Raw genomic sequence first — 13,964 nt, 5'->3', positions numbered from 1 at the left:
GCTCCCGCGCGGCCCTCTCGGCGTCGGTCAAACCGCCGCCCTGCGCGTACCTCACAGCATCAGGGCTACCGGAACGACCCGGACGCTGTCAGGCGAACAGCCCCGACATCACCCAATCAAGTTCAGTGGCAGCGGTCGAGGAGAGGTCCCCGGTGTCCCTGGGGGACAACGGCGTCTTCCAGGCACTTCGCGCCGACGGGGTCGGCATCGTTCATCGTGCAGTGGTTCAGTTTGCCGAAGCGGATGGAGATCCGGGTGCGTCGCAGGAGGTCGAATTCGACGCGGATGTCTCCGCGCTGGGCCTTTCCTGTGCTGCGGAGAGTTTCGGCCTGCTGCCGGACCGCTGCGAAAGCTTCACGCATGCGCTCGGCTCCGGGGCCGTAGCCGATGCTCTCCCCGTGGCTGTCGGAGATGTAGAGGTCCTTGAGTCGCTGGAACCGGCGCTCTGCGATGGCGGTGTCGAGGTGGCGGGCCCAGGACGGGTCGTGATCCATGTAGCCCTGCGTGGTGCGGTTGGCCAGGGCTCGGGTGGCGGCGTGCTTGAGCTGCATGCCGACCGCGATCTCGGAGCCAGGGAAGTCCTTGGTGAGCATGGCCATCGTCCGACGGAACATGTGCGGGGTGACGTTCTGTTGCGGGATCTCGGCGAGGCCGGTGATGTGACGGGAGCGATTGACGTGTGCGATGAAGTCGGTGATCGCATGCCCGCTGACAAATCCCTCGCCGCTGGATCTCGGACTCGCTGATGCGAAGGCCAATTCATCGTGCTGCGACAGCTGCGACAGCTGCGAGGCGAGGTCGATCGCCTCTGCGACAGGGGTGATGATCCACCAGTGCTTCGTGGGCAGGTCCGGGTCCAGTTTTCTTTTCGTGGATTTCACCGCCGGAGTGCCGTAATGCTCGACGACGGCCCCCTTTACGATCTCTCGGATCTCGCAGTCCCGCATCATCGACAGCGCGGCAACGAACACGTAGCAGGCATTGCGTAGGGTGACGCACTCCAGCCACAGGCTGTGCGGTTGCATCGAGTGGTGCCACGGTCCGCGGCTCCCATCTGGCCGCGATACCTCGATGAGATCGGCCACCAGGCCCACCTGCGTACGGCCGGCGGCGACGAACTGTTCGACGACTTCCCGGCGTTCGCGTCCTGGCTTTGACGAGGCGTCGAACAGGTGGACGTGCCTCGGCGGGGCTCCGATCGTCCAGCTGAGCAGTGACCAGTTGACGAGTCCCTCAGCAGTCCCGGCCCCATGCAGGGGAACCGCGTGAGCGGAGTCAGACACCCAGGCTCTGAACAGGCGGTCCGCCTCGGCTGTGCCGATTTTGCGAGCCCGCGCCTGGATGTTCTGCCAGTGGGATTGGGCACGCAGGATGTCGGGGGCGAACACGCTGATGTACGTCCACGCGGCGCGCATCAGTGGGAACCACGTCTCGGGAGCAATCACCGGGGTCTTGAGATCCGGCACGATGGGCTGGTTCAGGACCGCGTTGGTGGAAACGCCGGGCCAGGGATCCCGCTGGATGCCTCCGGATGCGAGAACGTGCCGGAGCCGGTAGAGAGCCTTGATCAGATGGACGTGCCCGAGGGCGCTGGTCGCCTCGCCGGTCTCGCATCGCTGCGTGACGTAGTTCTGAAAGTCAGCGTCGCTCCAGTCGTCGAGGCTCGCGGGCAGCCCTTGGGCAGAGCCGAACGCGGCCATGGCCCGCAGATGTCCGATCCGTTGGGCGACGGTCACGACCGACAGAGGGTCAGCCCCCAGGTGAAGTCCGCGAGCGAGGACGGCCGGATGCCGCGGGTTGAACCAGACCATGGCCAGTTCACGGGCCATGAGATTCCAGTCCGGGCTGAGGTCACGAAACCAGACCCGCATGCCTGCGGCCTGCATGTTCGGTGCCCTCCGGACCACCCCGTTGAGGTCCCAGCACTCCTTGGAGTCGAACCGTGGGGGTTTCGCCCCCTCCAGCAGGGGGTGGGACTGGATGACAGGTTCGTCTTCGCGGAAGATCGATCGGCCATGAGGAAGGGGTAGGTGCTTGGTCATGCGTCGAACTCCACATGTGCGGCGAGAGGAAGCGGCAGAGTCAGCCCCTGATCAGCAATGTGTTGGCGAGCATGCGTGATCTCCGCGTCGGTGCGGGCCTTGATCGCCTCGGTGACGTTGACACGACTCTGTCCCCAGAGGGCGTGGAAGTGCTGGGGAGACAACCGCAGTTTCAGTTGGTCCAAGTGAGCGGAGAACAGCAGCAGCTGAGGGAGGTTGGACGGGAGCACGAACGCGTTGCGGCACTCCAGACAGCGCGTGGGTGCGACGGGGCAGAGTTGGCCGGGCCGTCCGTATGGCGAGTCGAGAGGGTCTCTGCAGCTGGAGACGCCCATGTCCATCTGGCCGGCCCGCAACTGTTCCACTTCCTCGGCGCTGAGGCCGAGGGCGGCGGCCGATCCCGGCTCGTGCAGCGACTCTTCCGCTTCCTCGGTGAGCACGAGCGGACCGTCCAGCGCCTGGGTCAACCAGCGCTGCTGAGCAGCTGTGATGACGTTGCCGGCGATGACCCGCAGCGTGGTGCCGTGGGCGTAGTGGCCGTGGAAGGTTTCCACCGAGTGGTCGTCGGCGATGTCGCTGACCCGACCCTTGAAGGCGATCGCCTTCTCCACCTTGCCGGACTTGCGGAGCCGCCGGATGTCCGCAACGCCATCGACCGAAAGGTCGTGGACCTTCAGCCAGTCCCGGAACGTGCCGCCGACCACTCTGTCCATCCGCGAGATCGACAGCGAGGAGGCGGGCAACGACGCTCGGAGGAACAGCGGAACCGGTGCGATGCCGGCCCGCTCGGCCAGTGGCCGGTTCATGTCCAGCAGCCGTCGAATGATCTCCGCAGCATCCAGCCTCGGCTTGCTCGGATGCAGGATGGATGTGGTGTCCATGGGCGGCGTGCTGAATGCCTGTCGTGTGTGTGCGTGAGCCCGCCACTTACTGAAGTCGATGAGCACGCCGTGCGGGCCGAACTCAATGTCGTCCTCAGTCAGCAGCGTGACCTCCTCCGGGGCCCGACCAGTGATCACCATCAGCAGGACTCGGTACGGCTGAAGGTCGAGGTTGCTCAGGAACAACTGGCGGACGAGAAATCTCAGCAAGGCCCTCTTGGCGCCGCCCGGGGCGATCCCCTGCGGCAGCAAGCCGCGCAGTGAATCCGGCATGTCCGACCAGACCGGCAGGTGCTGACTGATCTCACCGCAGGTCCATGCATCGTTGGCCAGAGCCCAGAGCAGGTTGGCCGGTTCGCCCCATCCTCCCTTCGCTGGGTCTGTGCCACTGGCCGCGAGCTCCCAGCCGCGTCGAATCCTTGCCTCGATGGCGAGGCGGCCGGCCCATGCCGTCTGTACGAGTCTCTTCTTGTCACTGCGGGTGAACTCGTCGAGTTCCTGTGACTGCCCGCGACGCAGGCCGACAGAGCCGTCCACCCAACCGTGCAGGTGCCCCGCCACGGGACGTTCGCGATGCTCGATCCGGCGGCCCACGAGAATGCGCAACTTGCCCGCGAGCCAGGCCGGCGTCCGCGATCCGGCCTTGTGCTCGGCGGGCAGCACACGGATCCACTCGGTGACCGCGTGGTGCAGATCCGGCTCGGCGTGGGCCAGCGACGCCTGTCGAGGATGGGGAACTGTGGCGTCAACGTGCTCGCAGAACGCCCTGATGGCCCGCCGGTACTGCCGGTTCGTGCCGGCGTGCAGACCAGCCGCTGCGGCCAGCTCCACCCACTCGTCGGCGAGCTCCGCGGCCAGCGTCTCGCACTCGAAGGCGGTTGGATCGAGTGCGACGGCGGCCATCGCCCCGTTGCCGTCGGTGGCGACGACCTCTCGGACGCCGACCCGACGCTGGGCGGGAAGCCGGGAGTTGGAGGTGGGGAAATCGCCCTTGTGCTCACCCCTGCGTGGCATGCACGTGCTCCTCAAGATTCAGCAGATGGCGGGCGACGGTGATGTACGAAGCGCCGCCGGATGCGGTCCACTCGCGGAAGGCATCGTCGACCTCCCGCATGGGGTCCTTCAGGTAGCGGATGTAGCGATAGGTCGTGGATGGCTGGGCATGTCCGAGCCGGCGCTGCACGACCAGCAGTGGGTTGCCCGTCATGTGGTCCAGCAAGGTCGACATCGGCAGGCCCTGGTCCTGGGCATCGTTCAACCCCTCGCGCGTAAGGAAGATCAGAAGGCGCAGAGCGAACGTGTGCCGTAGGTCGTGGTAGACCCAGCAGCGGCGCGGCAACTGCGGAACCGCGACCTGAGCTGCCCACTGCTTCATCCGTTCCCAGGCCCGCCAGCGGATCCGGTCCCAGCCCGAGAAGGTGAGCATCCGCCCGCCCTGCCCGATGAACAGGGCCAACGGATCCAGGCCGTCTCCGGTCTCCAACACGGTGATGCGGCGGAGATCGGGCTTCATGTCCTTGATCACCCGCGTCACCGTTCGGCCGTCGAGAACCCCGCGGACCTTCGAAGCGTCTGCCTCGAATCGCTGGACCACAAAGAGATCCCGGTGCTGCCGACGCAGAGCGGACTGGGCTTTCGCGACGATCTCTGGGCGCTCGATGTGCAGGTACGGGTCCAGCAGCTCCATGGCGTCCATGGGGACATAGACGGAGCGCGGCCGTCCGTACTTCGCGCAGGCGCCAAGGGCGACGTCCGTGGTCCGTGGCCGCAGGCCGGCTTCCAGCCCGAGTTCCGGCAGCAGGAGAGTTGCCCACTCCTGGATGCGCATGCCGGTCATGAGCGCGAGCTCGCATGCCGCCCGGTTGCGGTGCGGTCGCCATCCCCGAAACGTCTCGTCCAGACGTGCATCCGGCGCCAGCCCGCCGAAACCTACGTCCCGGCAGTAGAGGTACTGCTCCAGCTCCATATGGCGCACCCGCAGATCACGGCTGGTTCCCATGCGCAGTGATGCTCTCCGCCCCGTCGCCCGCCAGGGGCGGACCTCGACAAAGCCGTCCTGAAGCAGGAAGTCGTAGAGCCCGCTGATGGCTGCCGAATCACGGTCCCAGGTCGCCTCCCCAACGGGCTCCTCAGCGTCCGCACGCCGCCACTGCCGGAATTCCTGGATGTCTGACTCGGCGGCCGAGCTCAGATCCAGCCCCCGCGCCGCCAGGAAGTTCAGCAGCATTAGGACGGTGTACGCGTACGACCGCATCGTCTTCGGGTCCAGGCCACTCAAGGAGATCTTCCGGAACCAGGTCGAGACCGGTTCCACCGGGCGCATCGCCGCGTCGAGCAGGATCGGTGTACCTGCGGGTATGCGACGTCGCTCGAAAAGCTCCGTGAGCTGGACGTGGCTCAGGCCGGCGACCTCACCGACCTTCCAGACCTTCCGCTTGTTGGTGAAGAACAGCTGCACAGATTCCTCCGAGGGCCGTCACTGTTCCGAAGAACCCGACAGTCACCACAACGGACGATCATGCGAACAGCTACGGGAGGCTCCGGAGAGTCACCCGGATGAGACATTCCAGAGTGTCTGGAGAACCGTCGAACTTGGGCTCGTACGCGAGACCGGGCGCGCGCGGCAGGGAGCGTACGGCCACGGCGAGCGCGACGGTGATCACGGGAGCCGTCCGGCCAGGCCGGGGTCCAGGAGCGCGGCGAAGAGATCACCCTCGCGGGCCAGTCGGGGGGCGATGTCGTCGGCGAGGAAGACCAGGTCGGAGGGGGTGCGACAGTCCTGGACCTCCGTCCAGGAGAGGGGGGTGGAGACGGTGGGCAGGGCGCGGGCGCGCAGGGTGTACGGGGCTGCCGTGGTCTTGGCGGCGGCGTTCTGGCTGTGGTCGACGAAGACCTTCCCGGCGCGCAGCGCCTTGGTCATCCGGTGCACGACGAGGTCGGGGAGCTCGCGCTCGGCCTCCTGGGCGAGGGTTTTGGCGTACGCCGACACGTGCTCGGAGGGGGTCGGTTCGAGGGGTACCGCCAGGTGGAGGCCCTTGGAGCCGGAACTCTTGGGGCAGGCGTGGAGGCCGTCGGCGGCCAGCCGGTCCCGGAGCCACAGGGCGGCGGCGGCGCATTCGACGACGGTGGCGGGGGGACCCGGGTCGAGGTCGAGGATCAGGCGGTCGGCGAGGGCGGGGGCGCCGGCCGGCCACTGCGGGGTGTGGAACTCGACGACGAGGTTGGCGGCCCACATGAGGGTGGGCAGGTCGGCGACGACGACCTGTTCGGCCCGGAGGTCCTCGGAACGCGGAACCGGGGTGGTCTTCACCCAGCCGGGGGTACCGGGCGGCGGGTTCTTCGTGAAGAAGAGCTGTCCGTCCGGGCCGTCGGGATAGCGCAGGAAGGACACCGGGCGGTCGTGGATGTGGGCGAGCAGGGGGCCCGCGATCGTGGCGTAGTAGTGGAGGACCTCGCCCTTGGTGAAGCCGGTCTCCGGGTAGAGGACCTTGTCGAGGTTGCTGAGCGAAATGCGACGGCCCTCGACCATGGTGATCGGCGTCATACGATGAGATTGCCACGAAACGGGAGAAACCGTGCGATCCGTCGAATCCCGGTTCAGCGTTGACTGCCGGTTCGGCATTGGCTGCCGGTTCAGCATTGGCTGCCGGTTCAGGCGGAGGCCCGCTTGGTGGTCTTTCTGGCCGCGGTCTTCTTCGCGGTGGCCTTGGCCGTGCTCTTCGTGGCGGCGGTGGTCTTCTTCCCGCCGGCCTCCTTCGGTGATGCGGCGGCCTTCTTGGCCGCCGCGGAGCCCGTCGCCTTCCTGGCCGGCGCCGCCTTCTTCGCCGGGGCCTTCTTCGCGGTCTTGCGGACGGGCAGGGTCCGGACCTCGGCCTCCGTCTCCTCGGTGGCGCCTTGCTCCCCGCGTGACTCCTTGGCCGCGCGGACGCTGTTCTCCAGAGCGGCCATGAGGTCGATGACCTTGCCGCCCGTCGGGGCGGCTTCCTCTTCGTGCGGTAGCTCGACACCCTGGAGCCTGGCTTCGATCACCTGCTGGAGGGCTTCCTGGTAGTCGTCGTGGAGCGTGGACAGGTCGAAGTCCTGGGACAGCATGTCCATGAGGGACTTGGCCATCTGCAGTTCCTGGGGCCGGATCGTGACCTCGCCCTCCGGCGCGACGCCGGCTGCGGGCCGGATCTCGTCGGGCCAGAGACACGTCTGCAGCACCAGCGTGTCCTCGTGCACCCGGAGCACGGCGAGCGACTCCCTCGACCGGATGGCGATCTTCGTGACGGCGATCTGCCCGGCCTCGGTCAGGGCCTGCTTGAGCAGGGCATAGGGCTTGGCGGCCGCGCGGTCGGAGGTGCCGACGTAGTAGGCCTTGGAGAACATCAGCGGATCGATCGTCTCGGCGTCGACGAAGGCCAGCACGTCGATGAGCTTCTTGCTGGGGAGGGGGAGGTCGGCGAGGTCTTCGTCGGACAGCATGATCATGCTGCCGTCCGGGGCCTCGTATCCCTTGCCGATCTCCGCGTACGGAATCTCGACGTCCTCGGCTTCGCATACGCGCCGCAGCCGCACCCTGGAGCCGTCCTTCTCGTGCACCTGGCGAAGCGGGATGTCGTGCTCCTCCGTGGCCGTGAAGAGCTGGACCGGGATCGTGACCAGCCCGAACGATATGGCCCCCTTCCAGGTCGCTCTCATACCGGCGCTCCTTCCCTGGGGTCCTCAGGCTAAGTCGAGGTCGGACGGCGCGACACTCGGCGACGACCACCCGGCCGGCCGGCGGTCTCAGCGCCAGTCGTCGATCACATAGGCGTCGGGGTGGCTGTAACCGGGCTCGTTGGGCCGGTGCATCGTGACGCCCTGCAACCAGGTGCGGAAACCACGGTCGATCATGCGCCGATAGGCATCCGGGCGGCCCAGGTTCATCCCGGCGTCCAGCTGGCTCAGCCCGCGCTCGGCCGCCAGTCGCTCACATGCGTCGAGCAGTCGCTCGAAGCGGTGGGCGGCCTCCGGACCGGGGCGTACGGCGCCGAATTTGACGAAGCACACGTCCTCGCCGGCCTCCGATCCCGCTCCGCAGTGGCAGACGGCCAGGCCGTCGAGCTCGGAGCCGCCGCCCTGGAGCAGGATCGTGTCACCGAGTCCCTGCGCGTGCACGGCGACGATTTCGCGTTCCAGGTCCAGGCCCTCGTACACGGCCCCGGTGAGTGCGCGGCAGGCACTGAGGCAGGCGGGCCGCTCGGCGGCGGGCAGCTCGCCGTACATCACCCGGCCGGGGGCTGCGGAGCCGGGCGCCGTAGTGCCGGGGGCCGCGACGTGCTTCTTCATGACGGCCGTGAGGAATCGGGGCCAGAAGCCGTACCTGCGGTAGAGCTCGAGGTGCTTCGGGCTGTGCGAGAAGGTGAACAGGCCCAGGTGGCGGTTTCCCCAGGTGTCGAAGCAGTCCATGACCGGATCCATGAGGCGCTTGCCGACGCCCTGGTCCCACACGTCCGGACGCACGGTCAACGGTCCGAAGAACCCGACGCTGCCCCAGTTGGCGGCGAAGTTCGATCCGGCGAGTTCACCGTCGATCGTCGCCGCGAAGGCCGCGTGCGGGTCGGCCGCCCAGCGTGTGCGGACGTAATCGGCGGTCCCGAAGAACGTCTTCGGCTCGGGTAGCCCGAGGAACGTCCCGAAGGCGATCCGGAAGATCTCATCGGCCCGATCCAGGTCCGCCTCGGCCAACGGGCGGACCGACACCGGGCCCGCGACGGTGTTCCGCTCTGCTGCCGGTGAGGTCATCGTGCTCTCCTTCTCGGCGTCCCCGTTTCATCACACCACGGGCGGCACCGCATGGCGAAGCGAGCGGTCGGCCGGCCCCGGAGGCCCGTGACCAGGTCCGATTGCCCAGACCCCGGTCCTCAAGCGCCGGACGGCTGAAACCAGGTTCGGCGGTCTCTGGCCGCGCTGAAGAGGGCTTCCACGTCCGGGGGTTTGAGGGTGGTGGGCGCGTTCCTCAGGAAGGGGGGTGCGGTGGTCGGGGTGAGGACGCGGACGTCTCGGAGGGTGGGGGTCACGTCCAGGCGGGTCGCGTCGACCACGGCCAGGACCGGGGTCACCGGGGTCGACAGGGCACGGGCCGCGTACGTCGCCGCGCGGCGGGTCTCGCGGGGGTCCGGGGTCGGGTCGGCGCGGCCCACCGTGAGGAGGAGGTCGCCGATCGCCGCGCGCTGGCGGCGGCCCTGGACCGTGCGGATGCAGAAGACTCCGGGCGGGCCGATGAGCAAATGGTCCGCGACGGAGTGGACGGAGTGCAGGACCTGCCAGTCCTCCGACTCCGCCATCGCGTCCAGTACGTCGCCCATCCGCTGCCTCACCGTGAGGTCCTGGCGGAGCCGGTGCCGGGCGCGGGTGCCCGCGGTGCCGTGCGTGAGGGCGCCGAGCAGGGCCTCCCCCGGGCGGTTCGGGGCCAGGTCCTCGTCCGGCGGGAGGGACAGGCGGCGCAGGTCCTCGGCGGTGGGGACGGGTGGCGGGCCGATGGCGACGGTTCCGGTGAGGTAGGGGCGCAACGCCGTCAGGATCTCCTCCCGGCGCTCGTCCGCCAGCACGCTGATCCGGTTGGCCCGCCGGTCGTACCAGGCCACCGCCCGGCCGTCGGGCAGGTTCACATACAGCCGGCCGCGGCCCGGCCGGCCGCTCGGCAGTACCTTCAGTCCCCTCGGAGCCATCGCCCTCACCCCCGCCGTCCATGGGAGCAGCCCAGGCGCCCCGCGGCAATCCCCCGGTGGGGTCCGGCCCGCGGCGCCTCTCGTGCGGCGCGCGCCGTGTAACGACTCCGTCGGGTCGCTGAGGCGTGGCTGTTACAGAAGCAACGGGTTACCGCAACGGCCGGTGCATACGTTTATCCCACCTGGACGCACCAGGGCCTGACCTGCACCGAAGGACGTCCCGTGAACACCGTGAGCCGCAGCCGCCGCACTCTCGTACGCGCCGCCGCCGTGGCCGTGGGTGCCGGCACCCTGCTGGCGTTCCCCGCGGCGGCCGCGCTCGCCGACGGGGTGCCGTCCGCTTCTTCCGCGCAGGGCGTGACCGCCCAGCGGACCCTGGTCAAGACCCTGTCCCTCGCGGACGGGGTCTCCACCGCGAAGGTGTTCCGCGTGGCCAAGGACGCCTACCAGGCCGAGGTCCTCAACCCCGACGGCTCCATGGCCGCCACCCTGACCAGCCGCGACGGCAGCACCGGCTACGGCGACGCCGGGCAGATGCACCTCGCGCTGCGGTCCGACGGCCGGCTCAGCTCCTGGGCCGGAGGCGGGGGCGCAACCGGTAGCGGGAGCGGGAGCGATGCGGAGGACTCCGGCGGCTTCCCCGGCACCGCAAGCCCTGCCGGGCACAAGACCGCGAGCCGTGACGGCCGGGTCGTCTCCGCGGCCGCGCCCCTGCGCTCGGGTACCGGGACCGTCGAGGCGCTGGGCCTGAACACGCTGGCCGACGGTCCCGGTGACGGCATGCTGCTGCTCGCCGCGGGCGGCGGCATCGCGGCGGTCGGCGCCGCCGGGCTGGGCTTCGCGATGCTGCGCCGCGGGCGTACGGACGCGTAGGGGGTGTCTTGTCGATCGGGCCGGATCAGGGAGCGGCGTCTGGTGCCGTGCATCGCAAGGCGGAGGAGGGAGTCGACGCGGAGCGTCGGGGACCGACGACAACGCGGCGAGGCGCGGCACCAGACGCCGCGAGCCCGGCCTGATCGGCAAGACACCCCCTAAGGCCCCCCTCCCCCTCATGTGGCGCGGCGGCGCCCCGGCCCGGGCGCACGGGCGGAAACGATGCGCTCTGCCTACGGTGGACAGGCACATGCTCATGGGAGAGGAGGGTGGACGGGTGATCGGATCCGTTCCCTCCCGCGCTCCCGGACACCGGGGGCGGAGTCGGCGCCGGGGCGTCCGGGCCGCCCTGCTGGCCGCCCTGCTGCTGCCGTCGGCGAGCGCCTGCGGTGACACCGGCGGGCTGGCCGGTGCCGGGGCGACCCCGACCGCGAGCGGGCCCGTACACCTGTGGCCCGGGCGCGCGGGGGCCGTCGTACCGCCCGCCGATCCTGGGGGCGCGCCGCCCGAGTACGTACCCGGGATCGCGCCCGTCCAGGACCAGAACGTGCACGGGATCGACCCGGCGACCCTGGTGCAGGCGGAGCTGCGGGCTCACCCGAACGTGCAGACCGGTCCCGACGGGATGCCTCCGGAGACCGTTGCCGCGATCAAGGAGTGCGGGGCGGACGGGGCCGATCCGAAGAAGTGTCCGGTGCTGACGCCGTATTACCGGGACCTCACCGGCAACGGCAAGGACGAGCTGATCGTCGGCATCGAGTTCCCCGAGCAGCAGATGTCCGTACGCGTGTACACGGCGGACGCCGAGGGCCGGCTCAACCGGATCATGGCCACCACCGACACGGTCATCAGCGTCGAGCTCGCCGGACGGGACGTGATCCTGCGCGTCCCGAGCGGCAACGCCGGCTACGAGGTGAACACCACCTGGTCCTGGGACGAGACGCAGCGCTCGATGCTGCCGACGTGGGAGCAGATCGTCCGCGTGCCCGGCACCGGTACCGGCCCGGGCCGGGCCCCGGGACCGTCCCCGAGCCCCGGCTCCGCGGGAGCGGCGCGGTGAGGCTCCGGCTGCCCTCGTGGACGGCGACGCTGACCTGGAAGTCGGCGTGCTTCATCGTGCTGATGTGCTGCTCGCTCGCGGCGGTGCTGGGCGTGCTCGTGCACGTGGAGGTGACCCGGCAGACCGTGGCGACGGCCCGCGAGAAGGCCCTCGGCAAGCTGACCGACGCCTCGCGGGCCTACGAGGCCGGCGAGGTGCTGCCGCCGGAGTCCGGGCTGGACCCGGCCGGCCTCCCGGACCGGCTGCGCGCACTGGCCCTCTCCGGGGAGCGCGGGACGCTCGTGGCGGAGTACGAGGGCCGGCAGCTGATGTGGGCGGCGGCCCCGGCCGACGGGAAGGCGCTGGCCACGTCCGTCGACTACGGGCAGAGCGCGCGGACGATCAGCGGCCTGGACAACGCGATCATCGGATCGTCGGTCCTGGCCATCGGCGGAACGCTGCTGGTGGGCGCCTTCGCCGTGACGCGGGTGACCCGGCGGCTGCACCAGACGGCGACGGTGGCCCGCCGGATCACCCAGGGCGACCTGGACGCGCGGGTGGGGGATCCGCGCACGAAGGACCCCTCGCGGCACCAGGACGAGGTGGCGACGGTGGCGGCGGCCCTGGACACGATGGCGGGCAGCCTGCAGACGAAGCTCCAGCGGGAGCAGCGGTTCACGGCGGACGTGGCGCACGAGCTGCGCACCCCGCTCACCGGTCTGCAGGCGGCGTCGGAGCTGCTGCCGGAGAGCCGGGCGACGGAGCTGGTGCAGGAGCGGGTGCGCACGATGCGGCAGCTCACGGAGGACCTGTTGGAGATCTCCCGGCTCGACTCGGGCAGCGAGGTGGTGGAGACGGACCTGCACCAGCTCGGGCGCCTCGCGCGGCGGGTGGTGCGGGCGTCGGGCACCGATACGGAGGTGGTCGTGGCGCGGGACGCCCACGTGGAGACGGACCGGCGGCGGCTGGAACGGGTGCTGGGGAATCTGGTCGCCAATGCCCACAAGCACGGGCGGGCCCCGGTGGTGGTGACGGTGGACGGGCCGGTGGTGACGGTACGGGACCACGGTGACGGCTATCCCGAGTACCTCGTGTCCCACGGGCCCCAGCGCTTCCGTACCGGGGGCGGGAGCAAGGGGCACGGGCTGGGGCTGACCATCGCGGTGGGACAGGCGGAGGTCATCGGGGCCGGACTGGTGTTCCGGCAGGCGGCGCCCGCCGGGGGCGGGGCGGGCGGAGCGGAGGCCGTACTGACCCTGGTCGAGGCCCGGCTGCCGTGACGCGACGCCCGGCCGTCACTCCCCCGGCCGTCACTCCCCCGGCGGGGTCGGCTTCGTCCAGGGCCAGCGGAGCTTCGGCTTCTGGCCGCCCGGGGCGTAGACGTACTTCCAGCCCTTCTGGAGGCCCAGGCGCTTGGAGTACCCCGCCGGGACCCGCTCGTAGAGCAGCACTGTGGGGGCGCCGCCGTCCGGGGCGGGGACCGGGATCTCGTACCACTTCGACGGGTGGCCGGTCGGACCGAGGAGGATCGGGAGGGTCCGGCCGTCCATCGGGCCGCCCTCGAAGGGGGTCGGTTGGCTTCTCACCCCTCCAGTTTCACAGCAGTCCGGAAAATCACAGCAGGTGGGCCGCCTCGGAGACCACGGGGATCACCCTGCGGGCCAGGACCCCCACCGGACCGTCGGCCGATTCGAGCGCGAGGGCGGCGCGGGCCGCCGCGGCCGTTTCCGGGTCGGTGGCGGCCGTGGCCGTGAGGAGGGCGATGAACTGGTCCACCAGCCAGTCCCGGAGCGAGTCGATCTCCGGCTGCTTGCCCTCGTCGATCCAGATCAGCGAGGCGGCCTCGACCGCCGTGATCCACGTGCGCACCATCATCCGCAGGCGGGGGCCGGGGGCCGGCACGCCCAGGTGGAAGAGGATGGCCTCGGCGGCCGCCCGGCGGATGCCGTCGACGGTGGCGGTGGTGCGGGAGGTTTCGACCACGCTGCCGCCCTGGAGGAGGGCGGAGAAACCGGCGTCGTGTTCGTCGACGAAGGCCAAGTACCGGTCCAGGGCCCGGGAGAGCCGCTGGGTCAGGGGACCGGCCTGGGGTTCGGCGAAGCAGAGCCGCAGGACGTCGGCGGCCGAGCGCAGGGCGGCCTCGTAGAGCTGCTGCTTCCCGCCGGGGAAGTAGCGGTAGACGAGGGGGCGCGAGACGCCGGCGGCCTCGGCCACGTCGTCCAGCGAGACCTCCTCCGGCGCCCGGTGTGCGAACAGCGTCAGGGCCGCGTCGAGGAGCTGGGCCCGGCGCTCCTCGACGCTCATCCTGCGGTACGCCCGTACGGCTGTCATGTCCGCAGGGTAGCCGCACCTGCCTGGCTTGAGGTGGGGTCTCTTCGGGCGGGGTCGCTTCAGCCTGGATCCCTTCGCGCCCGGCGGCTTCAGCGGATTCTTG

At 70.0% G+C, this 13,964-nt stretch carries 12 protein-coding genes; 3 read left to right on the top strand and 9 right to left on the bottom strand.

Features of this window, described 5'->3' with window-relative positions:
* Window positions 1-122 precede the first annotated feature (122 nt).
* From AC061S_RS32985 to AC061S_RS32955, 7 genes are all read right to left on the bottom strand, one after another.
* Window positions 123-2,042, bottom strand: a complete 1,920-nt coding sequence (locus tag AC061S_RS32985; protein WP_478689556.1) for a hypothetical protein — start codon at window positions 2,040-2,042, stop codon at window positions 123-125.
* A complete protein-coding gene (locus AC061S_RS32980) occupies window positions 2,039-3,937 on the bottom strand; it encodes a hypothetical protein (RefSeq protein WP_478689555.1) in 1,899 nt (632 codons plus the stop codon). Before AC061S_RS32980 ends, AC061S_RS32985 begins: the two co-directional genes overlap by 4 nt.
* On the bottom strand, window positions 3,921-5,381 hold the full coding sequence (locus AC061S_RS32975) for a tyrosine-type recombinase/integrase (protein WP_478689554.1): 1,461 nt from the start codon (window positions 5,379-5,381) through the stop codon (window positions 3,921-3,923). Before AC061S_RS32975 ends, AC061S_RS32980 begins: the two co-directional genes overlap by 17 nt.
* 201 nt (window positions 5,382-5,582) lie before the next feature.
* The gene (gene ligD, locus AC061S_RS32970) at window positions 5,583-6,467 is read right to left on the bottom strand and encodes a non-homologous end-joining DNA ligase (RefSeq protein WP_478689553.1); all 885 of its coding nucleotides are present in this window, start codon (window positions 6,465-6,467) and stop codon (window positions 5,583-5,585) included.
* Window positions 6,468-6,574: 107 nt separating this feature from the next.
* Window positions 6,575-7,606: a non-homologous end joining protein Ku gene (ku, locus tag AC061S_RS32965; protein WP_478689552.1), complete on the bottom strand. Its 1,032-nt coding sequence runs from the start codon at window positions 7,604-7,606 to the stop codon at window positions 6,575-6,577.
* 87 nt (window positions 7,607-7,693) lie between these two features.
* Window positions 7,694-8,692 (bottom strand): GNAT family N-acetyltransferase, encoded by a 999-nt coding sequence (locus tag AC061S_RS32960; protein WP_478689551.1) that lies wholly within the window; start codon window positions 8,690-8,692, stop codon window positions 7,694-7,696.
* Window positions 8,693-8,811: 119 nt separating this feature from the next.
* Window positions 8,812-9,618, bottom strand: coding sequence for an NERD domain-containing protein (locus tag AC061S_RS32955; protein WP_478689550.1), 807 nt, complete (start codon window positions 9,616-9,618; stop codon window positions 8,812-8,814).
* Window positions 9,619-9,840: 222 nt separating this feature from the next.
* Here AC061S_RS32955 and AC061S_RS32950 point away from each other — a divergent pair, with 222 nt between their 5' ends.
* The 3 genes from AC061S_RS32950 (at window position 9,841) to AC061S_RS32940 (ending at window position 12,810) form a co-directional block, all read left to right on the top strand.
* Window positions 9,841-10,491, top strand: a complete 651-nt coding sequence (locus tag AC061S_RS32950) for a hypothetical protein (protein ID WP_478689549.1) — start codon at window positions 9,841-9,843, stop codon at window positions 10,489-10,491.
* 277 nt (window positions 10,492-10,768) lie between these two features.
* Window positions 10,769-11,551 (top strand): hypothetical protein, encoded by a 783-nt coding sequence (locus AC061S_RS32945; RefSeq protein WP_478689548.1) that lies wholly within the window; start codon window positions 10,769-10,771, stop codon window positions 11,549-11,551.
* Window positions 11,548-12,810, top strand: a complete 1,263-nt coding sequence (locus AC061S_RS32940; protein ID WP_478689547.1) for a histidine kinase dimerization/phospho-acceptor domain-containing protein — start codon at window positions 11,548-11,550, stop codon at window positions 12,808-12,810. Before AC061S_RS32945 ends, AC061S_RS32940 begins: the two co-directional genes overlap by 4 nt.
* Window positions 12,811-12,840: 30 nt before the next feature.
* Here the strand turns inward: AC061S_RS32940 and AC061S_RS32935 are convergent, their stop codons facing one another.
* Together AC061S_RS32935 and AC061S_RS32930 are read right to left on the bottom strand one after the other, a co-directional pair.
* A complete protein-coding gene (locus tag AC061S_RS32935; RefSeq protein WP_478689546.1) occupies window positions 12,841-13,116 on the bottom strand; it encodes a hypothetical protein in 276 nt (91 codons plus the stop codon).
* Between the two features lie 28 nt (window positions 13,117-13,144).
* On the bottom strand, window positions 13,145-13,861 hold the full coding sequence (locus tag AC061S_RS32930) for a TetR/AcrR family transcriptional regulator (protein WP_382970522.1): 717 nt from the start codon (window positions 13,859-13,861) through the stop codon (window positions 13,145-13,147).
* Window positions 13,862-13,964 lie beyond the last annotated feature (103 nt).

This window comes from Streptomyces sp. CA189 (assembly GCF_056428985.1).
Note: the sequence above shows the minus strand (reverse complement) of the source record. Positions and strands in the feature narration are given on the sequence as shown.